22 protein-coding genes are annotated in these 25,248 nt (G+C 50.6%); 12 read left to right on the top strand and 10 right to left on the bottom strand.

What is annotated here, in order from left to right; translation table 11 throughout:
- Positions 1 to 57: 57 nt before the first annotated feature.
- Together QOL41_RS05195 and QOL41_RS05200 are read right to left on the bottom strand one after the other, a co-directional pair.
- Complete coding sequence (locus QOL41_RS05195; protein ID WP_283428896.1) at positions 58 to 1,620, bottom strand: right-handed parallel beta-helix repeat-containing protein; 1,563 nt, start codon at positions 1,618 to 1,620, stop codon at positions 58 to 60.
- Between the two features lie 36 nt (positions 1,621 to 1,656).
- A complete protein-coding gene (locus QOL41_RS05200; protein ID WP_283428897.1) occupies positions 1,657 to 2,157 on the bottom strand; it encodes a hypothetical protein in 501 nt (166 codons plus the stop codon).
- Between the two features lie 119 nt (positions 2,158 to 2,276).
- On the opposite strand from QOL41_RS05200, the gene QOL41_RS05205 reads away from it, so the two are divergent.
- Positions 2,277 to 4,322, top strand: a complete 2,046-nt coding sequence (locus QOL41_RS05205) for a fibro-slime domain-containing protein (RefSeq protein WP_283428898.1) — start codon at positions 2,277 to 2,279, stop codon at positions 4,320 to 4,322.
- Between the two features lie 8 nt (positions 4,323 to 4,330).
- Here QOL41_RS05205 and QOL41_RS05210 read toward each other — a convergent pair whose 3' ends face one another.
- Entirely contained in the window at positions 4,331 to 4,720 is a 390-nt protein-coding gene (locus QOL41_RS05210; protein ID WP_283428899.1) for a hypothetical protein, read from the bottom strand.
- A 304-nt stretch (positions 4,721 to 5,024) separates the two neighbouring features.
- Here QOL41_RS05210 and QOL41_RS05215 point away from each other — a divergent pair, with 304 nt between their 5' ends.
- Positions 5,025 to 5,735 carry a type 1 glutamine amidotransferase gene (locus tag QOL41_RS05215; RefSeq protein ID WP_072830128.1) on the top strand — a complete coding sequence of 237 codons (711 nt, stop codon included), beginning with the start codon at positions 5,025 to 5,027 and terminating at the stop codon, positions 5,733 to 5,735.
- Between the two features lie 353 nt (positions 5,736 to 6,088).
- Positions 6,089 to 7,483, top strand: a complete 1,395-nt coding sequence (gene radA / locus QOL41_RS05220; RefSeq protein ID WP_283428900.1) for a DNA repair protein RadA — start codon at positions 6,089 to 6,091, stop codon at positions 7,481 to 7,483.
- 69 nt (positions 7,484 to 7,552) lie between these two features.
- Here radA and QOL41_RS05225 read toward each other — a convergent pair whose 3' ends face one another.
- Positions 7,553 to 8,944 (bottom strand): pentapeptide repeat-containing protein, encoded by a 1,392-nt coding sequence (locus QOL41_RS05225; protein WP_173653394.1) that lies wholly within the window; start codon positions 8,942 to 8,944, stop codon positions 7,553 to 7,555.
- A gap of 119 nt (positions 8,945 to 9,063) precedes the next feature.
- On the opposite strand from QOL41_RS05225, the gene QOL41_RS05230 reads away from it, so the two are divergent.
- From QOL41_RS05230 to QOL41_RS05240, 3 genes are read left to right on the top strand one after another with little or no spacing between them, the layout of a single operon-like run.
- Positions 9,064 to 10,260 (top strand): NAD(P)/FAD-dependent oxidoreductase, encoded by a 1,197-nt coding sequence (locus tag QOL41_RS05230; RefSeq protein ID WP_283428901.1) that lies wholly within the window; start codon positions 9,064 to 9,066, stop codon positions 10,258 to 10,260.
- Positions 10,261 to 10,282: 22 nt separating this feature from the next.
- Complete coding sequence (locus QOL41_RS05235; RefSeq protein WP_283428902.1) at positions 10,283 to 10,717, top strand: SufE family protein; 435 nt, start codon at positions 10,283 to 10,285, stop codon at positions 10,715 to 10,717.
- Between the two features lie 7 nt (positions 10,718 to 10,724).
- Complete coding sequence (locus QOL41_RS05240; RefSeq protein ID WP_173653391.1) at positions 10,725 to 11,315, top strand: hypothetical protein; 591 nt, start codon at positions 10,725 to 10,727, stop codon at positions 11,313 to 11,315.
- Positions 11,316 to 11,406: 91 nt separating this feature from the next.
- Here QOL41_RS05240 and tsaE read toward each other — a convergent pair whose 3' ends face one another.
- Positions 11,407 to 11,814, bottom strand: a complete 408-nt coding sequence (gene tsaE / locus QOL41_RS05245) for a tRNA (adenosine(37)-N6)-threonylcarbamoyltransferase complex ATPase subunit type 1 TsaE (RefSeq protein ID WP_173653390.1) — start codon at positions 11,812 to 11,814, stop codon at positions 11,407 to 11,409.
- Positions 11,815 to 11,854: 40 nt separating this feature from the next.
- Positions 11,855 to 12,994: a carboxynorspermidine decarboxylase gene (gene nspC / locus QOL41_RS05250; protein ID WP_283428903.1), complete on the bottom strand. Its 1,140-nt coding sequence runs from the start codon at positions 12,992 to 12,994 to the stop codon at positions 11,855 to 11,857.
- An 83-nt stretch (positions 12,995 to 13,077) separates the two neighbouring features.
- Between nspC and QOL41_RS05255 the strand changes: the two genes are divergently transcribed.
- From QOL41_RS05255 to QOL41_RS05265, 3 genes are read left to right on the top strand one after another with little or no spacing between them, the layout of a single operon-like run.
- Positions 13,078 to 13,911, top strand: coding sequence for a hypothetical protein (locus QOL41_RS05255; RefSeq protein ID WP_173653388.1), 834 nt, complete (start codon positions 13,078 to 13,080; stop codon positions 13,909 to 13,911).
- A gap of 12 nt (positions 13,912 to 13,923) precedes the next feature.
- Positions 13,924 to 14,883, top strand: a complete 960-nt coding sequence (locus tag QOL41_RS05260) for a FecCD family ABC transporter permease (protein WP_283428904.1) — start codon at positions 13,924 to 13,926, stop codon at positions 14,881 to 14,883.
- On the top strand, positions 14,880 to 15,608 hold the full coding sequence (locus QOL41_RS05265) for an ABC transporter ATP-binding protein (RefSeq protein WP_283428905.1): 729 nt from the start codon (positions 14,880 to 14,882) through the stop codon (positions 15,606 to 15,608). Before QOL41_RS05260 ends, QOL41_RS05265 begins: the two co-directional genes overlap by 4 nt.
- A gap of 4 nt (positions 15,609 to 15,612) precedes the next feature.
- Here the strand turns inward: QOL41_RS05265 and QOL41_RS05270 are convergent, their stop codons facing one another.
- The 3 genes from QOL41_RS05270 to rho are packed head-to-tail and all read right to left on the bottom strand — an operon-like array spanning position 15,613 to position 19,748.
- The gene (locus tag QOL41_RS05270) at positions 15,613 to 16,959 is read right to left on the bottom strand and encodes a sigma-54 interaction domain-containing protein (protein ID WP_283428906.1); all 1,347 of its coding nucleotides are present in this window, start codon (positions 16,957 to 16,959) and stop codon (positions 15,613 to 15,615) included.
- Positions 16,960 to 17,000: 41 nt separating this feature from the next.
- On the bottom strand, positions 17,001 to 17,807 hold the full coding sequence (gene proC / locus QOL41_RS05275) for a pyrroline-5-carboxylate reductase (RefSeq protein WP_283428907.1): 807 nt from the start codon (positions 17,805 to 17,807) through the stop codon (positions 17,001 to 17,003).
- 15 nt (positions 17,808 to 17,822) lie between these two features.
- Entirely contained in the window at positions 17,823 to 19,748 is a 1,926-nt protein-coding gene (gene rho, locus QOL41_RS05280; RefSeq protein ID WP_283428908.1) for a transcription termination factor Rho, read from the bottom strand.
- 305 nt (positions 19,749 to 20,053) lie between these two features.
- On the opposite strand from rho, the gene folK reads away from it, so the two are divergent.
- From folK to panC, 3 genes are read left to right on the top strand one after another with little or no spacing between them, the layout of a single operon-like run.
- On the top strand, positions 20,054 to 20,563 hold the full coding sequence (gene folK / locus QOL41_RS05285) for a 2-amino-4-hydroxy-6-hydroxymethyldihydropteridine diphosphokinase (RefSeq protein ID WP_173653383.1): 510 nt from the start codon (positions 20,054 to 20,056) through the stop codon (positions 20,561 to 20,563).
- Between the two features lies 1 nt (position 20,564).
- A complete protein-coding gene (locus QOL41_RS05290) occupies positions 20,565 to 21,215 on the top strand; it encodes a deoxynucleoside kinase (protein ID WP_173653382.1) in 651 nt (216 codons plus the stop codon).
- Positions 21,215 to 22,066 (top strand): pantoate--beta-alanine ligase, encoded by an 852-nt coding sequence (panC, locus tag QOL41_RS05295; protein WP_173653381.1) that lies wholly within the window; start codon positions 21,215 to 21,217, stop codon positions 22,064 to 22,066. Before QOL41_RS05290 ends, panC begins: the two co-directional genes overlap by 1 nt.
- A gap of 3 nt (positions 22,067 to 22,069) precedes the next feature.
- On the opposite strand, the gene QOL41_RS05300 is transcribed toward panC, so the two are convergent.
- Positions 22,070 to 25,201 (bottom strand): CHASE2 domain-containing protein, encoded by a 3,132-nt coding sequence (locus QOL41_RS05300; RefSeq protein WP_283428909.1) that lies wholly within the window; start codon positions 25,199 to 25,201, stop codon positions 22,070 to 22,072.
- Positions 25,202 to 25,248: the final 47 nt, after the last annotated feature.

Genomic DNA, 25,248 nt, shown 5'->3' on the forward strand with positions numbered 1-25,248 from the left:
TGTTTTGATGGGGTTCGCAAACAAAGGCGTGAAAGCGCAATTGGGAAGTGATTTTTATTACTTTGTTATGAAATAACGGCGTGTTTTGCTATGCCTGAAATTGCCCAAGTAACGGCCTTGCAAATCGAACACTCTCGCAGGCGCATTTTGGGCGTGCGAGTTCGTTGATTTCCGGATTTTCTTGGCAATTGGAGCCGCAGAAGCACTGTATTGGTACGCTCCCAGGCCTAATTCTAGGGCGCGGCTCCCTTCCTTGAGCTTTAAGAAGTCTACGTTAGGCAAGCTACCGTCGGCATTACGCGGGCCAAGCATTCCCGGAATTAACGAGAGGTCTTCGCCGGTTACAGTCATGCTCGGGTCGTCGAGACTCACAAAATCGTCTTCGGTCAGGTCGAGATTCAAATTCCAGGTGTTATTTTCACCCGCCGGGCAGTCCACATAATGGTCTATATTCTGGCTCGAAATCTTTTCCCAGCAAGTTCCGATTTGCGAAAGCTTGTTCGGGAATGCGATATTGTTCTTCATAACATGCGCGTTGTCGCCCGTAAGCGGGGCCACCTCGGCAAGGCGAGTTTTGCCGTCTTTGGCGTAGAGCGTCGATGCCATGCTAAAAGAACGATCCTTGTTCATGTAGGCCGTGTTGTTGAGCCACTGGCTGCCGGCATTGGTGTAGTTCGCGTAAAAGCCCGAAGATTTATTATTCCAAGCGACGCAATACTTAATGATATGATGTCCGGTGCCATACGTGCTCTGGCCCATCTTGATTCCGTAACCGTTTCCATTTTTCGGGTTCCCGCGCCCGTAATCGCTGTAGCCATTCCCCATGGCATAGCAATTCTCCAGAACCACCGGAAATTCCTGGTTGATAAAATCAAAACCGTCATCGCTGTTCCACCAGGCGCGACACCCGATAAACTTGGTGGTATCGCCATCGCCCGGCCTCTGGTAATGCGCACCGAAACCGTCCGCATTTTCGCCATCGCCCTGCCAACCCGTAGGGTCGTAATTGTCGTGGGCATCGCAATTCAAAAAAATGTGCCCGCCGCCATCTGCAGCACCGTCGTTCGCAAAGAATCCCGGACCCGCATTGTGGTGGCTATCCATCTCTTCTAGAAAAATGTGCTTGCTCGCATACAGATACACACCCGAATTTGAATTATGCTTCATGGGCGTATTGCGAACCTCAAACCCCTTCAAATGCAGGAACTTCGCCGAAATCACGATAGGCGACGTGTACATCGCATTCGCAGGCGTGCCATCGCTATACTCCCTGCCGATACCCACCGGAAGGTTCGCCCCGTCAAAAACCGGACGCTCTCCCGGATAGGCAAGATAATGAATGCGGTTATCGTCGCTCTCGCCGCTCGCCGTCAGCAGAATGCCCGCCGTCATCTGATAGCGCGCAAAAAACACCGTATCGTGCAGGTCGTACACGCCGCCGCGAATCCACACCGTATCGCCAGCGGTTACCACCTTGTTTGCCTTGTTGAGAGTTGCGAAGGGTTTGTCCTTTGTGCCCGCCGCGTTGTCGCTACCATCGGTCGCTACATAATACACGGCACCGAATGCCTGGGCCGCCGACAGGGCAACCCCTAAAGCTAATAAGAACTTTGCTCCCATATACACCTCAAGTATTTATCTCTAATATACTTGATTTTAGGGATAATCGGAAAAATTTTTTTCTAATTCCTTGGAACTTGAGCTGAGTGGGGACTTGTTCCACAGATTGTCGGCTCTTTCGAGTCGTTCTTTCATTTCGGCGGCGTCTACTTGTTTCTTGATGAATTTGTTGATTTCGACCTTCGCGCGAGCTCCGAAAAGTCCTTCGGGACATTTGTTTCTATCGGTTTGGTCGTTTATAAGTATTTTGACGATTAAGGGCGGTTCATCCCAATAGCCGTATTGCAGCGTTCCCAAGACAATTTCACCGCGTTTTGCTTCAATCGTCATTTGGCAACGCGAATGTGTGCTGCGGAAAAAAATGCATTCGTATGTATTGCGGCATTCAAGCTTGCCATCTACATAAAAATCGTAGCTGTCATCGTCATCGGCAACGATGGTGACACTTTGGTCGTCCAACATGATGTGTATGGCCGCCGCACAACCGGCAAGGAGCAGGGCCGCCATAATCGCAAATATACCGAAAAACTTGTTCATTAGGCTTTATTTTTAAGTTGTACACAAATATACATCTTTTTCAGGGGTCTAAAACTGCAAACTTGACTGGAAAGTAAACTTTTTTTATATTAAGAACAAGCAAAGAAGGAGGACTTTATATGAAATTGTCTAAAATTCTGTTTGCAGCGTTGGCTGTATTGGGTGTGCAAAATACCTTTGCGACATGCGAAGGTACGCTCTATTTCAAAATTCCTGAAAATTGGTTGGGACACTTCTATGTCTTGACGACTGACACGGGAGTCGAAGTTGTTTCTCGCTACGATGCCGCGACGGGCTATTTTAAAGCGGACTTGTCTCAATCGGAGAGTAGTTTAAAGGATTCGACTTTTGCCTTGGTGGATCGTCTGTATGCTCCGATGAGGTATGTCCTCCAGACGGAATGGGACCGCTCCGTGCCTAAGGGGTTCGTTTACCTTGACGGGAAAATGGATATCAAGTGCCCGGGGGCTGGCAACAGTGTGTTCGTTCTTGAAGATCCTACGCAGCCGGGCAAAACCTTGGTTTCTTCGACACAGCCGAAAATCAAGTATCTCTATGTGTTGCCGCCCGATGATGAGGATTGGTGGATTACTCCTCCCATGTGGTCGGGTGACGGAAAGTTTGCGAGTGGCAGGCCGCTCAGGCCCGCTGATGATAGGTGCGGCTGGTTCTATACGGCGTGGGTTGACGGAAATGCCCCGAGCGATTTCATCATCTTCAAGAAAGATGACAGTTCCCTAAAAGAAGCTATCGGTGCAAAAGGGTTGGGGGACTCTCTGGTTCCGATTCCGTTGGATGTGGCATTTGATGCCTACGAAAAAGACACGCTTTTCTTCTTTGCTGACCCTAAAATGAATCCGGCTGGTGGCGACGTTTTTGCAGCATCTGATTTAGATGCTCAAGGCACTTGCCGCTATTTCTTGCCGGTAACGTTCTACGATACGGATGCTCACTTGCATGGAGCCTTTACCTGCGATGATTACCCGTACGTAGCTTCTAATACGTGCTATTCTACGACCGCCAAGTACAACTATCCTGGCGAAGGTGCCGCGAATACGGTTCCTTGCATTGGATTGACTCCCGGAATCGTTGCTGATGTTCTTGACTCGGTGACGAAAAAGCCGACCTATGATACAGCAAGCGGCTGCTTCGTAAGTACAGAGGCGTTCGACGCGATGTTCAAGGAAACTTCGGGTGTGAATGTCGTTCATAAAGGTGATTCGCGTGGCGTGTATTTCTATATGACCGAAAGCGGATTGTGGGAATTTGACAGCTACAAATTCATGTATCCTTCGCAGGCATTCACTCCTTTGGACGACCTTGCCGATTCTGTCGAAAAAGAGACGTGTACGGGAACGTGTGCAACAGCTGCTACTTTGAGAATGGGGCCTGGCGGCGTCAGGTATGGCATGGGTAGCGGCACGCCTGAGTACGACTTCATTTCCGACACTGCGAAACAGATGTTTGGCGAGGTTGTTGATTGGTCTGCGATAGAGCCTAAGACGGGAGTTCCGTATATTGATTTGTATCCGGCTGCAGCGGGCGAGTTTGCTGATGGGGAACACCCCGATGTCTATGATGTTCTTTCGTGGGACGATCGCGTCGTAAACGATGTTAACCAGCATTTCTGCCTAGAGGCTCATTCGCAGTTTACTTATCGACCGGGGGCATTCCTTGCGGTTCGCGCGGATGATGACATGTGGGTGTATATCGACAACAAACTGGCAATTGATTTGGGCGGCCTCCACTTGCCTGCTCCTAGATACCTGAATCTGGACGAATTTGAAGGCGTTTCGGGAAAGCTTGTCGCAGGGAAGAACTACGATTTCGATATGTTCCTCTGCGACCGCCGTACGCCAATGAGTAACTTGCATGTCTTAACGAACATGAATCTGGTTGCATCGCCTAAGGCAGGTCCTTCCGTAAAACCTGCTGTGCGTGCTGCCAAAATCGCTTCGGACTTTACAGTCCGCAACAGCTCTCGCTCGACGCTTACCATCGTTGCTGCAGGCGCTTCTGCGAAAACGTATGCGATTATGGATTTGCAAGGCCGTATCGTGCGCCAAGGCGCTATTGCAGGAACCGAGACTGTCGTGCAGAACTTGCGTTCGGGTTCGTACGTTGTGAGAGTCGGGGCTACCGTTCACCGAGTGAATGTCCGGTAGCTTGATCGTTATTCGGGATTAATTTCCACGATTACACTTTCTCCGTCCCATACTTCGGGACACTCGTTGTCGTTGCGCTCAGCCATCACCTTGGCGAGCGTCGACCGTTCTTGCCAGTAGCCATAAAACAGTGTCCCATAAACAATTTCGCCTCGCTTGAGGTCGACTGTATGTTGGCAGATACTGTTTCTCTTGTTGTGAACAAAAACGCATTTGTCGGTATGGGGGCAAACGAGAGCATTGTCCACATAAAAATCGTATTCCCTGCCGTCTTCTGCTTCGAAGGTTATTTCCTGGGTGTCTGTTTTGGGGTTTAGCAAAATAGCGCAACCGGCGAGGTTGAGTACGGTCGCAAAAAGTGTTAAAACAATATACGGTTTCACAACAAGCAGTTTCATAATAAACTCACACCCCTAAGATAATATTATTTTCTGCAAATTCTTTTAGTCTCCCTTAATAAGATATATTTGTGTTATGGCAAAAAGGCTTATAAGGATTCGCAATAGGAAGGAGGCCCTGTCAAGTCAAACTGTATTTTTTTACGATTTTTACAAAAAAAACTGCATTCCAACTGCATTTCCACTGCGGTCATGACCTCGGCTCTGTCAAGCCTTTTTGTATTACTGCGAACCTGCTGTGGCGATCCGACCGCCCAAAAAATTAGCCCGCGAGAAATCGCGGGTCTTTTTTATATTTGCGGTTATGGAAACCTATATTTTTCAGCATGTTGAATACGAAGGTCCGGGAGCGATTCTCCCCTACCTGCAGGCCAAGGGGCACAACGTTCATATCGTGCGCCTTTACGCCGGCGACCCCATTCCTCATGAAGACGACGTGGACTTCGCCATCTTGATGGGTGGGCCCATGAGCGTTCTGGACGAAACAAAGTACCCTCATTTTGTTCGCGAAAAAGAACTTTGCTGCGACATGGTGCAGCTGGGCAAGCCCCTTCTGGGAATCTGCCTCGGTGCCCAGATGATCGCAAGCGCCTTTGGCGCGGCCATCAAGAAAAATCCCGAAAAGGAAATCGGCTGGTTCCCCGTCACCTTCACCGGCGATGCAGTCGAAGAAATGAATTTGCCCGAAAGCCTGGACGTTTTCCATTGGCATGGCGAAACCTTTGACATTCCAGAACTACCGGGCATTGCAGAACCATTCGCCTTTAGTGAAGCCTGCCAGAATCAGGCATTCAAAATCGGCAGCGGAATCGCATTGCAGTTCCATCTAGAAGCCACGCCCGAATCCATGGAAAGCATGTTAAAGAACGGCGACGACGAAATCAAGGCAGGCATTGCCGCAGGTTTTGACTACGTTCAAAACCCGAAGGACATCCGCATTGCCGGTAAGACCGCCATGGGCCCCGCCAACGAATTGCTGGTAAAAATCTTGGATTACCTGTTGGAAGAAAAATAAGCAGGATGATTTTGAATAAAGGCAAATAGGTTCTGTGACCGTTGGCTCTGTCGGGCCAGACCGTACTTTTGGGTCGAAACTGCGAAAAAGCTGCGAAAATGACCCTTTGGCTCTGTCCAGTCATTCTGTACGGCTACGGAAACGCTGCGAAGTCGGAACCTGCCGAAATAGCCTAAAAACATCGGTCATGCAGCCGAAAAACAGTTTTGGAAGGGCTTACGGATTGAGGATTTTTTGCTAGCCGAGGTCGGGCGTACGGAATAGCCCGACAGAGCCAGGAAGGATAGTGCTTTTTTGTGCATTTATTTGCGCTTGACATTTTGTGTCAGGCGCATTTTGTTATATTAGTGCACATGGTAGCACTAAACAAGTCGAAAGCGAAAAAAGAAATTGAGTTTCTATGCACCGAATGCGGCAACACCACGCCCAAGTGGGCGGGCAAGTGTCCGTTTTGTGGTGCTTGGAGTAGCCTCAAAGAACATGTGGTCGAAAACATTCTCGAGGGCGGGCGAGCCTCGCGCGGCTTGGGGGGCCCGGTGCACAAGGTGGTACCGCTCAAAGATGTCGCGACTGAGGATACGCGGCGGCTGAGCTCCGCCAATGTCGAATTTGATCGCGTGCTGGGGGGCGGGCTTGCACCAGGTTCCCTGGTGCTCATTGGTGGCGATCCGGGAATCGGTAAGTCCACGCTGGTGCTTTCGACGCTCGCCACCATGACAGCCGCCGGCGTCAAGACGCTTTACGTGAGCGGCGAAGAGAGTGCGGTTCAGGTGAAGCTCCGCAGCGAGCGCCTGAATGTCGCAGGCTCTGACATGCTTTTGCTTTGCGAAACCAGCCTCGAAAAAATCTTGCAACAGGCGCAAGAACTCAAGCCGCAAGTGCTTGTAATCGATTCAATCCAGACGGTCTACAAGAGCGATTTGTCGGGCACTCCGGGCTGCGCCACGCAGCTTCGCGAATGCACGCTCGACCTGATGGTCTTTGCCAAGAATACGGGCTGCATTACGATTCTGATCGGGCATGTGACCAAGGATGGCCAGATTGCGGGCCCGCGCATTTTGGAACACATGGTCGATACGGTTGTGTACTTTGAAGGCGACCGCAATCACCAGTACCGAATTCTTCGGACTATCAAGAACCGCTTTGGCGCAACCGATGAAATCGGCGTGTTCGAGATGACGGGGCACGGGCTTTCTCCGGTCGAAAATCCGAGCCGAGTGTTCTTGCAAGAAAACGTTCCGCCGACGCCCGGGAGCGTCGTTTGCTGTACGCTCGAAGGCACTCGAGCCATGCTTTTTGAAACGCAAGCGCTTGTGAGTTCGACCACGTTTGCGGTCCCCCAGCGCGTGGCGGCCGGAATCGATCCCAAGCGCCTTACGATTATTCTGGCCCTGCTCGAAAAGTTCGGCGGCGTTATCGTTGGTGCCTCCGACGTGTTCGTGTCGATTGCTGGCGGGCTGAAGGTCTCCGACACTTCGTCGGACCTCGCCCTAGCGCTTGCCATCGCAAGTAACCACCTCGCGATTCCGCTCGGTCGCCAGTGCATTGTCATCGGTGAACTTGGACTGTCTGGCGAGGTCCGCTCCGTGAGCCTGCTGGAACAGCGGCTCAAGGAAGCCCGCCGCCTGGGAATCACGGAGGCGGTCGTGCCTGCGGGCGGCCGTCTGCCCGAAAATACCTCCGGCATGAAGATTGTTCAGGTCCACACCCTCTCCGACGCCGTGAATTGGTTAATGAACAAAAAGTGAGCGTCGCCAAGCCACTAAAAAAAGCCTCGGTTTTCACCGAGGCTTTTCAAAATCCGTTAAGGTTCTAGACTACTCTTCGTCGTCAGCGGCTTTTTTTCTTTTCTTCTTCGGAGAAGAACCAGAGCCTTCGACCTTGATGTCGGCGGCCTTTTCTCCACGCTTGGTGAAGCCATACTGACGCGGGTCAAAGCCAGACGGGAACTTGGTCTTGTTGTCGTAGATCACCTTCTTGGCGGTGAACTTTTCGATCTTGGCACCTTCGAGGTTTGCGCCAGAGAAGTCCACGTCTTCCATCTTGGTGTCAGCGTCAATCTTGATGCCCTGCATGTTGGCGTTGGTGAAGTTCACCTTGATGAGCTTAGCACCGGCGAAGCTCACGCCGTTGAGCTGGGCGAGAATGAAGTCGGAACGTTCGATGGTGGAGTTGGCGAAGTTGGCCTTGGTCAGGTCAGCCTTGTCGAAGATGTTCTTACGAACGTAGGCACCGTCGAACACAGCCTTCAGGAGTTCTGCATTCTGGAAAGCGTTCTTGCTCACTTCGGTGTCGTAGAAGGAAGCCTTGGAGAGCTTGGTCTTAGCGAACGAGCTCTTAGCCACGGAACCCTTGTCGAAGATAACGCCGGTCAGGTCCTGGCCGTCGAACTTCATGTTCTTCACGGTGGACTGAGCGAACTTGGCCTTCTGGAGCTGAGTCTTGGAAAGGTCGACGTCATTGAAGGTCGTCAAGGAAAGGTCTGCATCCTGCAGGTTCACGTTGTTGAATTCAACACCGCTGAAGTTGGCCTGAGAAAGACCGGCCTTTGCGAAGTTCACGTCAACGAGGTCAACGCCCTTGAAGTTGGCGGCAATCAGGTTACATGCAGAGAAGTCCGTCTTGACGATGGTGGCCTTGCGGAGGTCGCTGTTAGCCATCAAGGAACGGGAGAAGTTTGCACGGGTGAGGTTTGCCTTGCTGAAGTCGGCTGCAGTAAGGTCCACATCCATCACGGACGCCTGGGTGAGGTCGGACTTGCTGAAGTCAGCGTTGTCGGACACCTTCATAGCGTCGAGGCGTGCGTTTTTGAAGTTGACTTTCGGGAAGTTACTGTCGAGAAGCGTTGCACGGTAGAGGTTAGCTTCTTCCATGTTGGCGCCTTCGAACGAAGAACTGCGGATGTCGGCACCGCTGATGGTCGCCTTAGTAAGGTCAGCGCCTTCAAAGTTTGCTCCGTTAATCACTGCATTCTGGAAGGAAACTTCATTGAGCTTTGCTCCCTGGAAGTTCGGACCTTCACCGGTGGCACGACGGAAGTCGGTGGTGTGTGCGACGGCTTTTGCATTTTTGAAGTTAAAACCATCGATACGCTTGTTACTGAAAGAAACGTTCAGGTCCTTACCTGCCCAGTTGTCTTGGGCGTAAACGTTGAGGGCAAGTGCGCTCAACAGGCACAGGCCGAACTTTGATACACTCTTCATATTCATATACATTCCCTTTTAAGGATAAACCAAATAACGGATAGCTCTAAAATAACTAAAAAAATTGACAAATAACAATAGAAAACAAAAAAACTTTATAAATAAAAGCTAATTTGTACCCCGAAATGGCAAATTTTGCATCAAATCAGTACGATGTAGTGGTTTGCGGAGCCGGTCCTGCCGGTCTCATGGCCGCTTGTACCCTGGGGCGTTTGACCTCTGGTGCAAGACGGGTTTTGCTTTTGGATAAAAAGGAACCTTGGAAGGAACCGATTTTCTGTGCAGAAGCGGTATCCAAGGGACGCCTCGAAAAGTTGTGGCCGGCCGATCCGTCGTTTGTCCGCGGAACGCTTTCGGGCATTTACTTTACGTCGCCCAAGCGCTACCGTGCTGAATTCTACAGCAAGGACTGTGGCCTGATTTTAAACCGCTCGCTTTTCCACAAGTCCATTGCCGACGGCTGTAAGGCCGCAGGTGTGGAATGCCGTTTCGATACGGTAATCAAGGGTCTCGAAAAGACGGCTGACGGTTGGAATGTTTCTGTGGCGGTTGCCGGTGGCGCAGTCGAAACGCTCTCGGCAGCGGCAGTTATCGATGCGACGGGTCCGAGCTGCAGGCTTACCCGCAATATCGAATGCCTCAAGGGAATCGAATCGGGCGATACCGATTTGGAACCCGCCATTTTTGCGGTGGCCGAAGGCATCGAACACAGCAAGGAACACATCGAACTCTTCTTCGGTTCTGAATTCGAAGCAGGCTACGGCTGGATTTTCCCGCGCGACGGCGTCGAGGTCAATATCGGTTTCGTGCTCGGCAAAGATGTCGAACACAAGGAACCCTTGCGTAAGAAACTTTTGGATTTTATCGCTCGCGATTATCCGCAGGCAAAGGTGAAGGCCGTATACGGCGGCATGATTGCTTGCGGCCAGTCCACAAAGCCTATGGCCAAGTGCGGACTCTTTAAAGCGGGCGATGCAGCTAGCTGCGTGAATCCGATTAGCCGTTCGGGCATTGTCGAATCGCTTTTGTGCGGTAAAATCGTAGCTGAATCGGTCAAGGAATGGCTCGAAGAATCCGGCGAAAAACGCAGTGCCATTGAAGCTGACGTTCTTGACCGCTGGATGGCTGCTCTCGGCAAAAAGCATTTGCAGGTGGCAAACGCCAAGATTGGTTTTAACAAGATTAGCGATGCCCAGTTTGACCGTGCTGCTAAAAACCTTTCTAAGCTTCCTCGCGAAAAGCAGACTCTGCTCCGTATTTTCTTGACGGTGCTGTGGTCTTGTCCGTCGCTGATTTGGAAGATGCGCTCTTTCTTGCATTGATGGTGATTTTATGAGTGATGTGATGAATTCTCGTTTGAACGAAGTGCGTGAAACGTTTGCAAACTTTGCAGACGAAGACGGCAAGTGGAAATACTTGCTCGACTTGGCCCGTGCCCACAAGGGTATGGATGCCTCGCTCAAAGACGAAAAGTTCATTATCCAGGGTTGTGCTTCGACCATGTATCTGGTGCCGAAGTTCGATGGCGAAAAGATTCATTTTGAAATGGATGTCGAAGGCGGAACTACGAACCCGCTCATTAGCCGCGGCCTCGGTGCGCTCGCACTCAAGGTGTATAATGATATGGCTCCGGCAGATATTCTTGCTGTCGACCCGAAGTTTTTCCAGGACATCGGACTCAATGTAGGCCTTTCGCCGACGCGCTCGAATGGTTTTGCGAGCCTTGTCAAACAGATTTATTTATATGCACGGGTCTACATGGCCCTTTCAAAAAAGTAGGTAGAACATGTTCAGTTTCTTGAATGGAAAGAGTCCTTTTGACGAGGCGGAAGAACGCCTGGAAGCAGGGGAAACCGTAAACGGAAAGCCGAAATTGCCTACTGGCCCGATTATGGGTTGGCAAGACGGTGTGTTCCTTTTGGTAATCATTGGCCTGATTGTGGGCGGTTATCAGTATTACCAGTACGTGAAGCGCAACTGTGCCGAAACGTTTGCCAAGTGTGACGCCCTCTACGTTGCCGCTGGCGAAGATGCTTCTAAGTTTGCCGAAGTGGAAACCTGCTACGAGGCCACTTGGGATTTGGCATTCGTGAGCGATACTCTCGAAGTGCTCCGTCAGAATCGTCTCGGTGAAATCGAAGATATGCGCAACGCTCAGAAGGATTTGCTTTCTAGCGCAAACGATGCTCTCGACAAGGGCGACACCGCCGCTGCCGCAAAGATTGTGACCGAATATAAGGGCGCCATGCTCCTTTATACCGGCGACAAGAGCGAATGGGATGAAATCGTGAAGATTGCCGAAGTCCAGGCTGCAAAGGAAGCCGCTAAGGCTGCCGCTGCTGCTGAACCGGCTGCTGATTCCGCCGCCAAGAAGTAATTCATCCTCTTTGTCACTCTGAACTTGTTTCAGAGTCGGCATATCACTTTTGAATAAAGAAGCCCGCAACGAAATTCGTTGCGGTTTTCTTTTAAAGATTCGTGACTTCGATTTCGCGCTCGGTTTCCGAGAGAATTTTTATTTCAATCTTGTGAGTCAGGCCGGGGTCGTTGTCTTCCAAGCGTTCCGGCCATTCAATCAGACTGATTCCCTTTTCCAGATAATCCGGGTCGAGGCCGACTTCGTTCAAGTCGGCGCCGCCGTCTAGGCGGTAAAGGTCGAAGTGGAAAATCGGCGGATTGTTCGGGTATTCGTGCAGAATGGTGTAGGTGGGGGAGCAAACGGACCCCGTGAAACCGAGACCTTTGCAGACCCCGCGACTGATAACCGTCTTGCCGGCGCCCAGGTTGCCATAAAGAGCCACCTTGTCGCCCGGCTTCAGGCTACGTCCGAATTCAACCGCCCAGTTGTATGTTTCTTCTTCGCTATTGAATTTCACTTCCAACTTCCTACTGTCTACTGCCTACTCGCCGAAGGCGCTACAGCTTATCCTTGAACTGCTCGTAGGTGAACTTGTGCAGCAAATGGAATTTGCCCTGTTCGTCGAATTTTCCGATGCTCGGGTGGCGCACGCCGTTGAAGAACGTGGTCTTGACCATTGTATAATGGATCATGTCTTCGAAGATAATCTTGTCGCCCACCTTGAGGGGCTCGTCAAAAGAAAAGTCTCCGAGCTGGTCGCCGGCGAGGCAAGAATTGCCTGCTAGTTTGTATGTAAATTTCTTTTCACCTGGCATGCCGGCGCCTGTTACGGTGGGGCGGTACGGCATTTCAAGGCAGTCTGGCATGTGTGCGCTAATTGATACGTTCAGTACGGCAATGTCCATTTCGTTATGGACAATGTCTCCGACCGAGGCGACCAGTTCGCCCGTCTGCCACCCGACGGCCTCTCCCGGTTCCATGATGACCGTGAGGTGCGGATAGCGCTGGTGGAAGTCGTTCAAAATGCGGACCAGGTCTTCGCGGTGGTAATCTTTGCGGGTAATGTGGTGTCCGCCGCCGAAATTCACCCATTTCATTTGCGGCAGGTACTTGCCGAAATGTTGCTCGAATGCCTTGAGTACGCCTTCCAGGGCGTCGGCGTCTTGTTCACAGAGGGCGTGAAAATGGAGTCCTTCAATGCCGTCCAACAGTTCCGGTTTGAACTCGGCTTCGGTGACTCCGAGCCTCGAAAACTTGCCGCACGGGTTGTACAGGTCGGTCTCGACTGTGGAAAATTGCGGGTTTACGCGAATTCCGGCGCTCACACCTGCGGCGAGGGTCTTGTCTTTAAAACGCTGCCACTGGCTAAAGCTGTTGAAGGTAATGTGGCCTGCGCAGGCGAGAATCTGGTCGATTTCATCGTCTTCGTAGACAGGGGCGAACACATGGACCTCTTTTCCCATTTCTTCTTTGGCCAGTCTCGCTTCGTTTAGACTGGAGGCGGTGGCGCCTGCCAAATATTCACGAATCAGCGGGAAGGACCGCCAGAAGCTGTATCCCTTCAAAGCGCAAATAATTTTTACATTCCCACGCTGCTGAATATCGTCCAAAATCGCCATATTTCGGCGGAGTCGGGCTTCATCTAGTACAAAACAGGGGGAGGGAACTTGGGAATAGTCGAGATTTTTACCGAACATGGCCCAAAGATAGCCATTTTTTGTATGTTTTCTTTACCTTTTTTCATACGCTTTAACTACATTTACGAGCGATGAGTGTATCTATGTATAAGCATATTGTTATTTCTTTATTGTCTTTGGCCTTCGTAGGAATGCCTTGGGCACAGACGGCTCCTGCCGCTCAACCTTCGGCAAAAGCCGCAACCGTTCAATCTTCTACCTCTCAGCCTCCGGCGAATTTGGCTAAGGTTGAATCCCAGGTGGTGGCAACCCCGCGTGGCGCTACGGCGACACTCGATGAAATGATTCAGGCAAAGCTTGATTCCATGAACCATGTAGCTACGGCGGTCGGTTCTCGCAACGCCGATAGCGCTGCTAAGGTTCAGGCAGACAGCGTGCGCAAGTTGGTCCAGCAGGGCAAGTACGTGCAACGCGCTCGCTACGACAAGAGCAACTTCGACCACTGGCGTATCGACACGGTGCTCCAGAAGCGCATGAAGGACCAGGTGGTGGGCGTCTGGCGCACTCCGATTATCGCACACGGCCATGCCTTCCGCGATGCTGAACTCCGCTTCGGCGCAAACGACACTCTCGTCGGTATCACTCGCACTTATTCCGATTCCGGTCGTTACCAGATGACTGGTGAATACACCTTCAAGGCACGCTACCGTTTCGACTCCGATCAGTCGCTTGTTAGCCGTGAAGTGTTTAGGGACCGTCAGGTGGTTCGTTGGGACTACATCACGTTCGATATCGTGAATGACTCTCTGCGTTACAACTTGAACAAACTGGAATTCCGTGACCTGAACGATAACTGGCTTAACGCTCTGCAGGGTTTCGACAACATTCCGCCTGAACTTTATATCCGCGATGCAAAGCAGTCTGCGGAACTGAAGCAGGCAGCTGCTGCACAGACTCAAAACAAGAAGAAAAAGTAAGGTCTTCTTGGGATGGGGAAGAAGGGCTTTGCGTTACTCGCAGTTTTAATAGTCGTTCTTGCTTATTTGGCTCTTTTTAATGGAGCGGTCGGGCTATCGTGGTCTGACCTTTCTTTTTACTCATCGCATCATGATTCTGTCGAATCTCGCATCTTTTGGGAGATTCGTGTGCCCCGACTAGTGGCGGCGGTACTGTCTGGAATTTCTTTGGCGGTCGCTGGTCTTTCACTACAGACTCTCTTTAGAAACCCGCTTGCAGGCCCGTTTGTGCTTGGTATTAGCAGCGGTGCAAGCCTCGGTGTTGCGCTTTCGCTTTTGGCCGGATTCAGCTTCGGACACTTCGGAGTGCTGTCGGGTGCGGCTGTCGGTGCGCTTGTCGTGACATCGATTGTGATGTTTGTGGCATCGCGTTTTGAGAATACGACAATACTCTTGATTGTGGGCCTTTTGATGGGCTACTTTATCGATGCCTTGGTGAGCCTTTTGATTATGGGCAGCGACTCGGAATCGCTGCGTGTGTATGTGTCTTGGGGCATGGGTAGCTTTTCGCGCCTGACCTTCGATGGCATTTGGATTTTTGCCTTGTGTACTTTAGTTGGCTTGGTCCTTGTGGCCTTGTCGGTGCGCTATTTGAATGCGGCTCGCATGGGCGATGACTTTGCAAAGAACTTGGGCGTGAATGTGCGTCGCGGTCGCGTGATGGTTTTGCTGGGAGCGTCGCTCTTGGCTGCTGCTTCGACTGCGTTTTGCGGCCCGGTGGCGTTTGTCGGAATTGCTGTTCCGCATTTGGCTTTTATGTTGTTCAAAACGAGCAACCATCGTGTGCTAATGCCTGCATCGGCTTTGTGCGGCGTGGTGCTTTGTTTAGCTGCATCGCAGTTCACGAAGATTCCGCTGAACGCGGTGTTGAGTTTGGTGGGCGTACCTGTGGTGCTCTGGGTCATTGTTCGTGGTGGGGGAATCCGCAAATGAGTGATCTGAACACGATGCTTTTGAATTGCGAAAATTTGGTGCTTGGTTACGGCCATGAAAAGACTGTGGTTGTGACGCCGGTGAATTTTGAATTGAATGCGGGTGACGTTGTGGCGTTGCTCGGTGAAAATGGTTCTGGCAAAAGCACTTTTCTTAAAACGCTTTGTGGCCTTTTGTCGCCTGTGTCTGGAAACGTCTTGTTGCTTGGCAAGTCGGAATGGACTGCTCGTGAACGCGCCCGCTTTATAACGCTTGTGCGTATGAGTGGCGTTACGTGTGATCGCATGACCGTGCGCGAATTTGTGGGCCTTGGCCGTACGCCTTACGCCGGAATTTTTGATGGGCGCAGCAAAGAGGATGAAAGCATTGTTGACGAAGCGATTGCTTTGCTGGACTTGGAAAATTTTGCAAGTCGCTGGCTTACGGAACTCAGCGATGGAGAACGTAGCCGCGTTTATTTGGCGCAGGCGGTGGCGCAGCAGGTCAAAGTCTTGTTGCTCGACGAACCGAATGCGTTCCTGGATATTCCCCGTAGCCGTAAGTTGTTTACGCTTTTGCAAAAGCTGGCAAAAGAACGTGGTATGGGAATTCTGGTGTCAACGCATTCTGTAGAATACGCTGAAAAGTATTGCGACCGAATCATGGTTATTGAGAAAGGCCGTGTGCGTACAGAATCGGCGAAAGATGCCCGCGCAAAGGGCCTGCTGGATTGGACTGAAGGCTAACGGTCTACTTTCGACTTCCTACTTCTTTGATATTCACGCCTAAATGATTCAGGCGGTTGTAGAGAGCGGTGCGGAAAAGTCCGAGCTTTTGGGCGGCTTCGCGCACAGAACCGTTGCATTCACGGATTGTCTTGATGAGGAACTCGCGTTCCTGTTCCAGTTGCATTTGCCTAAAGCTTTCGTAGGCGGGAACGGCTTTGCTTGCTGCCTTTGGAGCGGCGCTTTCGTTGATGGGCGTGGATGCTCGAAGCGTATCGATATGCAAGTCTTCGGGCTGCAAAACGCCTGCGCTGGTAAAGCAAAGCGCGCGCTGAATTACATTTTCGAGTTCGCGAATGTTGCCCGGCCAGTCGTATTCCTGCAACTTGTGGAGCGCTTCGCTTGAAAGCGTGTAATGCTCGCCGGTTCCTTGGTAAGTGTGTATAAAGTAGTTCGCCAAGTCTTCGATGTCTTCTTTGCGTTCGCGGAGCGGCGAAATCTGCATGGGAATCACGTTCAGACGGTAATAGAGGTCTTCGCGGAATCGTTTTTCGGCGATTTCTTGTTGCAATTCGCGGTTGGTGGCTGCGATAATGCGAACGTTGACATGCTTGGTCATGTTAGAGCCGAGCGGGCGGATTTCCTTGTTCTGCAGCACGCGCAAGAGTTTGACTTGGGCGTGCAAGGGCATATCGCCAATTTCGTCGAGAAAGATGGCGCCGCCGTCGGCTGCCTCAAAAAGACCTATACGTTCGTTTTGAGCACCCGTGAATGCTCCACGGGTGTGTCCGAAAAGTTCGCTTTCGAACAGGTTTTCGGGAATGGCACTGCAGTTGACGGTCACGAACTTTTCGTACATGCAGCCGACGGCGCGAGCGATAAGTTCCTTACCTACGCCGGTTTCGCCTTGAATGAGCACCGGGCCTGTATGCACGATGGCGCGCTGGACCGTTTTGCGGAGCTGCTGCATGGCCGGGCTTTTTCCGACCAAGTGACTCATGCGTTCGTTAAAGATTTGGCGGGCGGTATGAATTTCTTTGAGCTTTACGACTTGCGACATCAAGTGGAGCTTTAAGGATTCCACCGAAAGAATGCTGTCGTAATGCTTGTTCGAAATTTCGCTGTACCGTTCGGGCGTTTCCGCGTAAACCAGAATCAATGTGTCTGGCGAATGATCGCGGAATGCCTTGAGCGTTTGTAGATTGTATTCCGGAAAGGAATCCAAATCCCAAATGACCAGCGGTACTTGCGGAATGGCACCTGCCGCTGGTGCTTCGCGGTAAATATCCATCTGGTAATCTACCGACGAAAGAACGTCCTGTATAAACGAGGACGTTGCATTATCTTTCGCGAATAGATTGATGGTTGCCATTAAGCTCTACCAACTAAGTTCTACCGACTGCGGCGAAGCCGCTATTTTCCCAGTTCCTTGCTGCGGTCGGTGCCGGCCACAACAGCCTTGATCAGCGTACTACGGAAGGCGCCTTCTTCAAGAGCGTTGATGCCTGCAATAGTTGTACCTGCGGGGGAACAGACCATCGCGCAGAGGTCAGAGGGGCTCTTGCCAGACTGCTTCACGAGTTCGACGCTGCCTTCGATGGTGCCGAGAGCGAGCTTGAGGGCTACATCGCGGGTAAGGCCTGCTTTCACGCCGCCGCGGGTAAGACCTTCAATGAATTCGAACACGTAAGCGGGGGCGCTGCCAGAAAGACCGGTCACGGCATCCATAAGCGATTCTGCGACTCGGCAGGTCACGCCAATGTTGCCAAAAATCTTTTCTGCGATGGCGAGCGTTTCTTCGGTAACGCCGTCAGTAGCGAGGCCCACGGAACCCTTGCCAACAGTCAGCGGTAAGTTAGGCATCACGCGGAGAATCTGGTTCTTTTCGCCAAGGACTTCGATGAGGGCCTTGCGGGTAACGCCGGCCATAATGCTCACGAAAGTCTTGGTAGCCTTTTCGGCTGCAGCGGCTGCCTTCCATTCGGCGGCCACCAGCTTGAAAATCTGCGGCTTCACGCAAAGGAAAGTCACGTCGGCCTTATTGATGCCTTCGGCAAAGCTTGCAACGCGCACGCAGCCGAGAGCGGTGACTTCGGCGGCGGCCTTATCGGACGGGTCGAAGAAGAAAATGGTAGAAGGATTGGTGCCGGCCTTCAAAAGTCCACGGAGGATTGCTCCACCCATGTTGCCGGTGCCTGCGAAAAAGATTTTTTCTGACATAGAATGTTCCTTTTGTTAACGGAGGCTGTCCTTGGCCTTCTTTAAAAATTCGAGTAATTCGGCATTGGTCTTATTCTGCTTCATCATCTTGATGAGCTTGTCCATAATGCCGTTTTCAGTATCATTCTGGGCGCCCTGACGGAATTTCCAGATAATGTCCTGTTCGTAAAGGGTGAGCAAACGGTCTTCTTTACGGGTGCCGGACTTGAAGATATCAATGGCGGGCCAGGTGCGCTTTTCTGCCAGACGGCGGTCAAGCACCAGTTCCATGTTACCCGTACCCTTGAATTCTTCGAAGATCACTTCGTCCATGCGGCTACCGGTTTCAATCAAGGCGGTGCCGATAATGGTGAGAGAGCCGTTCTTCTGGATGATTTCGCGAACGGGTTCGCCTGTAATAGTGTGAACGACCTGTCCGTTGGAATCCTTCTGGAAGTCGCCGAGCTTGTCGGCAATCTTACGGGCTGCACCGAAGAACTTCTTCGGGAACTGCATGGCGTTGGCGTCCACACCGCCCGAAAGAATCTTGCCGGAGTGCGGAATTACCACGTTGTTTGCGCGGGCAAAACGGGTAATGGAGTCGAGCAACACCACGACATCCTTCTGCTGTTCCACAAGGCGTTTGGCCTTTTCGAGTACCATGGTGGCCACGCGGGCGTGGTGATCAGGCGGTTCATCGAAGGTAGAGGCAACCACTTCGGCGCGCAGGTTCGGATTGGCTTCGACCAATTTGCCGATAATTTCACGCATTTCGGTCACTTCTTCAGGACGTTCGTCGATCAGAAGCACCATGATGATAATTTCGGGGTGATTCTTGGCAATCGCGCGGGTCATGTTCTGCAAGAGAATTGTCTTACCGGTGCGCGGGGGAGCAAGAATAATACTACGCTGACCCTTACCAATGGGGGAGAACAAATCCATCACGCGGGTGCTAAGTTCTTCGGGATCCCATTCGAGCTGAATCTTTTCGTTCGGGTGAATCGGGGTCAGGTATTCAAAGGCGACGCGGCGCTTGATTTTTTCGGGGTCTTCAAAGTTGACCTTGTCCACACGGCGCAGCGCATAGTACTTGTCGTTCTGATCGCGCGGCGGGCGAGCAATGCCTGCAACGGTATCGCCAACCTTAAGGCCGAGTTTGCGAATCAAATTCTGGCTAACGTAAACGTCGTCCGGGCCCTGCTGGTAGTTGAATTCGGTATTGCGCAGGAATCCGTGACCTTGCGGCGTGACTTCCAGAAGGCCTTCGGCGTAAACAATGTTGTTTTCATTTTCAAGACTTTGTAGCAAAAGTCCCAAGGACTGCTTGCGGTAACGCCTAAAATCAAGGTTTTCCTTTTGGGCGGCGAGCTCCTGCAAGTCGCTCATGGTCATCTTGCGGTACTTGCTCCAGCATTCGCGGGCCTTGTTCCAGGCTTCAGAATCTGGTTCCGGCAGCGGAGTAGAGTCTTCTTCTTCGGGCTGGAATCTCTGGTTCTGACGGTTGTTCTTGTCAAAACGGCGGTTGTTCTTGTTGAACTTGTCGAAGCGGCGATTCTGCTGGTTCTGGAAACGCTGTTGACCATCGTTCTGATTGTCACCTTGTGCTTCGCCTTGGGCGTCGTTCGTGCCTTCGCCTTGGTTTGCGTCTTGTGCGGGGGCCTGTGCTGCATCGCCTTGCGGTTCAGTCGGAGCGTTCACTTGAACTTCGGCGGGTCTTTCTGCCGGAGCGGCTTCTACATTTTCGACTATCGGGGCGCTTTGTACAGGTGCTTCTTGAATGCTTGCCGGAGCTTCGACGAAAGGCTTTTCTTCTTTGACTACGGCCTTTTCTTCGGTCGTTTCTTCTTTCGCTTTCTTAGGCCTGCCGCGGCGCTTGGGGGAGGCTTCTTTTTCTTCAATATTCGGAATTTCCGGGTTCAATTCAGGCGGGATTTCTGCACCTGTTGGTTCTTGATCAGCCAAATAGGCGCTCTTAGAATTCTTTTTAGTTGGAGCCACGATGGTGTCCTATTGAATTAATAAATGAAAATGATTGTTAGTTAATTACGTTAATGTAGTTGGATAATGCCCAGGTCGAATCTTTTGACCAATAATATGTCACGGGCCTCGATAAAATAACTAAAAAAAATGATTTTGTCACGGAAAAACGCCCTTTTTCAAGAAAAAATTTTTGGACAGCCCGAGTAGATGGTTGAAACCGCCTGTGGCAGTTTGGTTTTTGGTTTTTGCTTTAAAAATGACATTTTTGAATATCTATATTTTATTTCGTGGATTCTTTAGAAAGAGTTTTTGTTGCCTTGGGCTCAAACCTCCCCGATCGTTCAAAACATTTGAACGAGGGTCGCGAGATGCTCCGCAAAATTGCTGCGGGCGGGTGGCTAGAAAGTCCCATTTACGAAACTCCACCGGTAGGACCGGCGGGCCAGGGTCCCTATTTCAATCAAGTCGTGAGTTTCTGGTATTCGGGAACGTCTACGCGCCTGTTGCATTACTTGAAGGGCGCTGAGTTTGTGCTGGGTCGCAAGCCCCGCGGACATTGGAATTCTCGCGAAATCGACTTGGATTTGTTGTACTTTGGTAAAGAAGTCCATCAAGGAAGACCGAATCTTCCGCACCCTCAGATTGTAAACCGCCAGTTCGTGCTGGTGCCCTTGAACGATATTGCTCCAGAATGGGAAGATCCCCAGCTAGGAATAAAGGTAAAGGAAATTCTTTCTAACCTTTTGCAAAAAGAAGAAAAAATCCCGTTCCGCGTCATTACCTCGGAGGAACCCTAATATGCTGACAGAAAAAGGCGTTCATTTTTTGGCCATCGAAGGGGCTATCGGTGTAGGGAAGACTTCTCTTGCAGAAATTATCGCAAATCGCTGGAAGGCGACCCTGATCGAAGAAAACTTCAGGGAAAACCCGTTCCTCGAAAAGTTCTACCAGAACAAAGAGGCGTACGCATTCCAGACGCAGCTGTTCTTCTTGCTTGACCGTTTAAAGCAGTTGCAGGAATCTGCCATACAGAGCGATTTGTTCCGTGATCTTTTAATTAGCGATTATACATACGATAAAGACCAAATCTTTGCTGCCCAGAACCTGACTGAAAGCGAATACGCCATGTACGATCAGGTGGCCAAGGCCTTGAACCACGATATTCCGAGGCCCGATTTGGTCGTATACTTGCAAGCATCGGTTCCGACTCTTTTGAAGCGCATTCATGGCCGTGGTCGCGCCATGGAAAAAACCATTGAAGGTTCTTACCTGAATGGTCTTTTGGAACGTTTCGACAATTATTTCTGGAACTATCCGTACGCTCCGGTGCTTATCATCAATACCGACAATATCGATTTTGTCCACAACGAAAGTCATCTGCAGTTGGTGCTCGACGCCATTGCCGCATGCCCCAAGCAGACGACATATTTTGTACCAGAAGGTAAATAATGCAAATCGTAACTACTGTTGATTCTCTTCGTCAAATCATCAAACCCCTTGCAAAGCAAGGCAAATCCATCGGGCTTGTTCCCACCATGGGAGCCCTGCATGCCGGACATGGTGCATTGATTAAGGAATCTGTCAAGGAATGCGATGTGACGGTTGTCAGCGTGTTCCTGAATCCGATCCAGTTTGGTAAAAACGAGGATTTGGATAAGTACCCCAAGCGCTTGGAAGCAGATGCTAAGCTTGCCGAATCATTGGGTGCCGATTACGTATTTGCTCCGAGTGTTGCTGAAATGTACCCTGATGGTGACCCGCTGACGCTTGTGCGCGATGAAACTCTTGAAAGCCTGTATTGTGGTGCTTATCGCCCCGGTCATTTCCGCGGTGTGCTCACGGTTGTTTCTAAGCTGTTCTTGATTTCGGGCTGTAATCACGCTTACTTTGGCGAAAAGGATTATCAGCAGGTGTTCTTGATTGAACGCATGGTGAAGGATTTGAATTTCGACATCCAGATTCACCGCGTGAAGATTGTTCGCGAAGAATCGGGTCTTGCCCTTTCGAGCCGTAACGAATACTTGACCGACGAAGAACGCGCAAATGCCTTGTCGATTAGCGCAGGCCTGAAGCAGGCTAAGGAAGCCTACGAAAAGGGCGAACGTGCTGTGAGCAAGATTCGCGATATCGTGCTGAAGTCCATTCTGGGCGCACATGGTATTGTGCAGTTTGTCGAACTCGTAAACCAGAAGAACCTCCAGAAGTTCGCAGGAATCCTGGGAGCCGAAGACAAGGTTGTGATTCTGGTGGCCGCCTTCTTCGGAAAGACTCGCTTGATCGACAACATCGAATTAAACTAGCCGCTATTTCTCAGTAGCGGTGAATACGCCGTCCCATACCTCGCCTTCTGCAACAGGCGGGGTTATTTTGTATGCTTCGCAGCGCTTGATGTACACATGCGACGGTGTGGTCTTGCTGCCCGGATCGCGGTCGGGGTGATGCGGCTCGATTTCAAGGCATTGCTGGAACAGTTCGATTGCTTCGTCCCATTGCATGTTCAGGTAGCAGGCTCGAGCTTTTTCCCAAATGCCTACGAGTTCCTTAAGTGTGGCTTCGTTTTCGCAACCGCTCTTTTCTAGCAGTTCGAAGGTCTTTACAGGTTGGCTCTTACCAATCACGCGGATTGTATCGAGCGAACGGTAAATGAAGTAGCCTTCTTCCAGATTCTTTTGCGTGTCTTCGCTAATCTGAATGTAGGCGCCGTACTGCTTGGCAGCACTTTCAAGACGTGCGGCAAGGTTCACGGCGTCGCCCATCATGGTGTAGTTCTTACGCATGGTAGAACCCATGTTTCCTGTCACGATGTCGCCGGAGTTAATGCCAATGCGCATGTGCATGTTGTGCACGACTGTGGGCCACTTGTTGCCTTCGTGACTCCATTTGCGGCGCAGTCTCATAAGCCTTCTCTGCATGTCGACAGCCGTTTCGCAAGCGTTCTGCGCGTGGTTTTCCAGAGGCATCGGTGCTCCGAAGAATGCGATAATGGCGTCGCCTTCGTATTTGTCGAGCGTGCCCTTGTTGCTTAGCAAGGTGTCGGTCATGGCTGTTAGATATTCGTTTAACAGTTCAACCAACTTACTCGGGTCACCAATTTTTTCGGAGAATGTCGAGAAGCTTGCGATGTCGGTGAAGTAGGCGGTAATGTTTGATTTTTCGCCACCGAGGGTCGGCATGATTTCGTTGTTCACCATGGCGTCGATCAATTCAGGCGATATGTATTGTTTGAAGGCGTTGTTGATAAAGCTTTTTTCTTTGTTTTCGAAGTAGAATTGCACCACCAAGGCTGTAATATTGGTCAGCAACATGGCGAGCAGTTGCTTTGAAACGCCAATGTAGATGCCGCTCTGGAAGTACTTGAAGGCGATATGCGTGTATACGCACATCAAGAATAGTGAGAGGGCGACAGAAATGTAGCTTTTGAAGTAAAGGCCGATGAATAGGCAAAGTAGCGCGAGAAGAATAACGATAATCTGTTGCTTCTTTTCGCTCAGGGTGACGAGGTAATCGTCAGCAAGAATGTTCTTGATAATGGTGGCGTGAATCAACACGGCGGGGTAGTTTTCTTCGTGCGGGCCTGGCACAAAGTCGAACAGAGCCGCCGCGGCAGAACCGAGAATGAAAATCTTGCCTTGGTAGAACAGATTGTCGACGCGTCCCTTGTAAACGTCGTAGTAAGACAAATGCTGGAATCGTCTGTTGCTGATTTCGTTGTAGCGGCCTTTATACTTGACTTGGTAGCGACCGTGTATATCAATAGGAATTCGTTTGACTTTTCCGAATCGGAGTTCTTCGCCGGGCTTTAGATTGTTGATGGCTTCGTCGCTGGCGGCCTGGATATCTCGAATCACGTCGTTCGAAAGAATCGCCTGGTTCGATCTCCATTTTTTGGTAGCCTTGTTGTAGTTGATTTGCATGTCGAGGGACAAAATGATTTCTTTGCCTGCGGGCATGCGCTGGAGGGTGTCTTTGTAGAAAATTAATGTCTTGATGACGCTTTCGGTAAAGTCGATGGTTTCGTCATCGTCTTCCTCTTCTTCGTCGTCAGAGGGCTTTCTTACAATTTGGTAGAATTCGCCGTCATCTTCGTCTTTTCGAATGAAGTGTTGTTTGTCGAGGCTTACGGTTTCTTTGTCTTCGAGAGCGGCGAGCTTGTCTAGGGTGACGCTCATCAGCGTCTTGGAATCTTCTTCGTCTAGGGCGCTGCTTGTGCCGCCGTTGGAAAGTTCCAGGAGGATTTTGCCGGCTTCGTTTTTGCGGGCAAAGACCTTGTGCGAAACTTCAATATTGTCTTCGCTTGCCTTGGACTGGATTTTCTTTTCGGCCAAGGTTTCGCGAAGTTGCTGGAACATGTAATAGCTGAAATTCGGGTAGGTCGTGTGGTAAGTACCGTTAGAATCGCGGTAAATGCCGAAAGGTTTGCCCACATCGATGTATTGCCCCATTTTAATAATGACATCTTTAGGATCCCTATGGAACAGGTGCAAGATAGTCATGAGCGACATGGTAGAATACACGTAGTTTCTGCCATCGCCATTGATAACCGCTTCGTATCGCTTTTTGTCGGCTGCAATGGTTGTGTCGAGGAGGGGAATAATGTCAAGTGTTGGATTGGGATAGCGGTAAAGCATTGAAACTTTACGGACAACGCCATCGTTATCGGGGTAGGCGTTTACGGAACCGAATTTGGCTCCTGCTTGGGCAAGTTCGGGGAAAATATTATCGAGCAAGTCCTTGGCTTCGATTTCGTCGATTTGGTCTACTTGAGTGGTGTCGAATACAGATGTATAGCCAATGGCATCTGCGCGTTCTTGCGTGCTCAGGGGAATCCATTGCGAGGCGTGCTTGTAGGATTTGCGGTCATCAAACATGTAGCAGACGATGGTGTTTCCGCTTTCCTTGACGGAGCTGACAAGCATGGAATCGAAATTGTAGCTAGCGAGTAGAGAGGGGTACAGCGAGTCGACTTCGGCGTCGGGGGTAATGTTCTTGAGAACGTTTACGACTTGGTTTGTTTTTTGCTTGCCGAAATCAGCGCTCTTGAACAAGATATCGAAACTGATTGCCGATGCGCCGCCTTCGCTCAAGTTCTTGATGACTTTAGCGTGAATGGATCGGTCCCATTCGTTGTAGTTGCCCAATTTGGTAAGAGAAGCTTCGTCAATGTCAACAATGTAAATGTTCGGATCTAGGCTGTCGCTAATGGAAACTCTTCTGTGAGTGGAACTTTCTTCTTCTTCGTCTGCTTTGTCGGAATGAGTTGCGGCTTTAAAAAATAAATCGTAAAAAATGTTTTCCAAAGATTCGGCACCATTGCGGGTAGAGCCTTGAATATCGTTTTGCGTACTACCCAAAATAAGGATAATCAAAACAATAACGGCTGATATGGAGAAGCCGGATAAAACTTTCTTAATCTTTTTAGAAAACTTTATTTGCATAATAGAAAGATAATATAATACTATATTTAGGGGGTACTTGCGGAGGC

The sequence above is a fragment of the Fibrobacter sp. UWB10 genome (assembly GCF_900182935.1).
GTDB lineage: Bacteria > Fibrobacterota > Fibrobacteria > Fibrobacterales > Fibrobacteraceae > Fibrobacter > Fibrobacter succinogenes_O.

What these genes read in the sequence shown, in the direction of transcription:
- QOL41_RS05195 (WP_283428896.1), bottom strand. Translation starts at nt 1,620, where the DNA reads ATGGGAGCAAAGTTCTTATTAGCTTTAGGGGTTGCCCTGTCGGCGGCC.
- QOL41_RS05200 (WP_283428897.1), bottom strand. Translation starts at nt 2,157, where the DNA reads ATGAACAAGTTTTTCGGTATATTTGCGATTATGGCGGCCCTGCTCCTT.
- QOL41_RS05205 (WP_283428898.1), top strand. Translation starts at nt 2,277, where the DNA reads ATGAAATTGTCTAAAATTCTGTTTGCAGCGTTGGCTGTATTGGGTGTG.
- QOL41_RS05210 (WP_283428899.1), bottom strand. Translation starts at nt 4,720, where the DNA reads ATGAAACTGCTTGTTGTGAAACCGTATATTGTTTTAACACTTTTTGCG.
- QOL41_RS05215 (WP_072830128.1), top strand. Translation starts at nt 5,025, where the DNA reads ATGGAAACCTATATTTTTCAGCATGTTGAATACGAAGGTCCGGGAGCG.
- radA (WP_283428900.1), top strand. Translation starts at nt 6,089, where the DNA reads ATGGTAGCACTAAACAAGTCGAAAGCGAAAAAAGAAATTGAGTTTCTA.
- QOL41_RS05225 (WP_173653394.1), bottom strand. Translation starts at nt 8,944, where the DNA reads ATGAATATGAAGAGTGTATCAAAGTTCGGCCTGTGCCTGTTGAGCGCA.
- QOL41_RS05230 (WP_283428901.1), top strand. Translation starts at nt 9,064, where the DNA reads ATGGCAAATTTTGCATCAAATCAGTACGATGTAGTGGTTTGCGGAGCC.
- QOL41_RS05235 (WP_283428902.1), top strand. Translation starts at nt 10,283, where the DNA reads ATGAATTCTCGTTTGAACGAAGTGCGTGAAACGTTTGCAAACTTTGCA.
- QOL41_RS05240 (WP_173653391.1), top strand. Translation starts at nt 10,725, where the DNA reads ATGTTCAGTTTCTTGAATGGAAAGAGTCCTTTTGACGAGGCGGAAGAA.
- nspC (WP_283428903.1), bottom strand. Translation starts at nt 12,994, where the DNA reads ATGTTCGGTAAAAATCTCGACTATTCCCAAGTTCCCTCCCCCTGTTTT.
- QOL41_RS05255 (WP_173653388.1), top strand. Translation starts at nt 13,078, where the DNA reads ATGTATAAGCATATTGTTATTTCTTTATTGTCTTTGGCCTTCGTAGGA.
- QOL41_RS05260 (WP_283428904.1), top strand. Translation starts at nt 13,924, where the DNA reads ATGGGGAAGAAGGGCTTTGCGTTACTCGCAGTTTTAATAGTCGTTCTT.
- QOL41_RS05265 (WP_283428905.1), top strand. Translation starts at nt 14,880, where the DNA reads ATGAGTGATCTGAACACGATGCTTTTGAATTGCGAAAATTTGGTGCTT.
- QOL41_RS05270 (WP_283428906.1), bottom strand. Translation starts at nt 16,959, where the DNA reads ATGGCAACCATCAATCTATTCGCGAAAGATAATGCAACGTCCTCGTTT.
- proC (WP_283428907.1), bottom strand. Translation starts at nt 17,807, where the DNA reads ATGTCAGAAAAAATCTTTTTCGCAGGCACCGGCAACATGGGTGGAGCA.
- QOL41_RS05290 (WP_173653382.1), top strand. Translation starts at nt 20,565, where the DNA reads ATGCTGACAGAAAAAGGCGTTCATTTTTTGGCCATCGAAGGGGCTATC.
- panC (WP_173653381.1), top strand. Translation starts at nt 21,215, where the DNA reads ATGCAAATCGTAACTACTGTTGATTCTCTTCGTCAAATCATCAAACCC.
- QOL41_RS05300 (WP_283428909.1), bottom strand. Translation starts at nt 25,201, where the DNA reads ATGCAAATAAAGTTTTCTAAAAAGATTAAGAAAGTTTTATCCGGCTTC.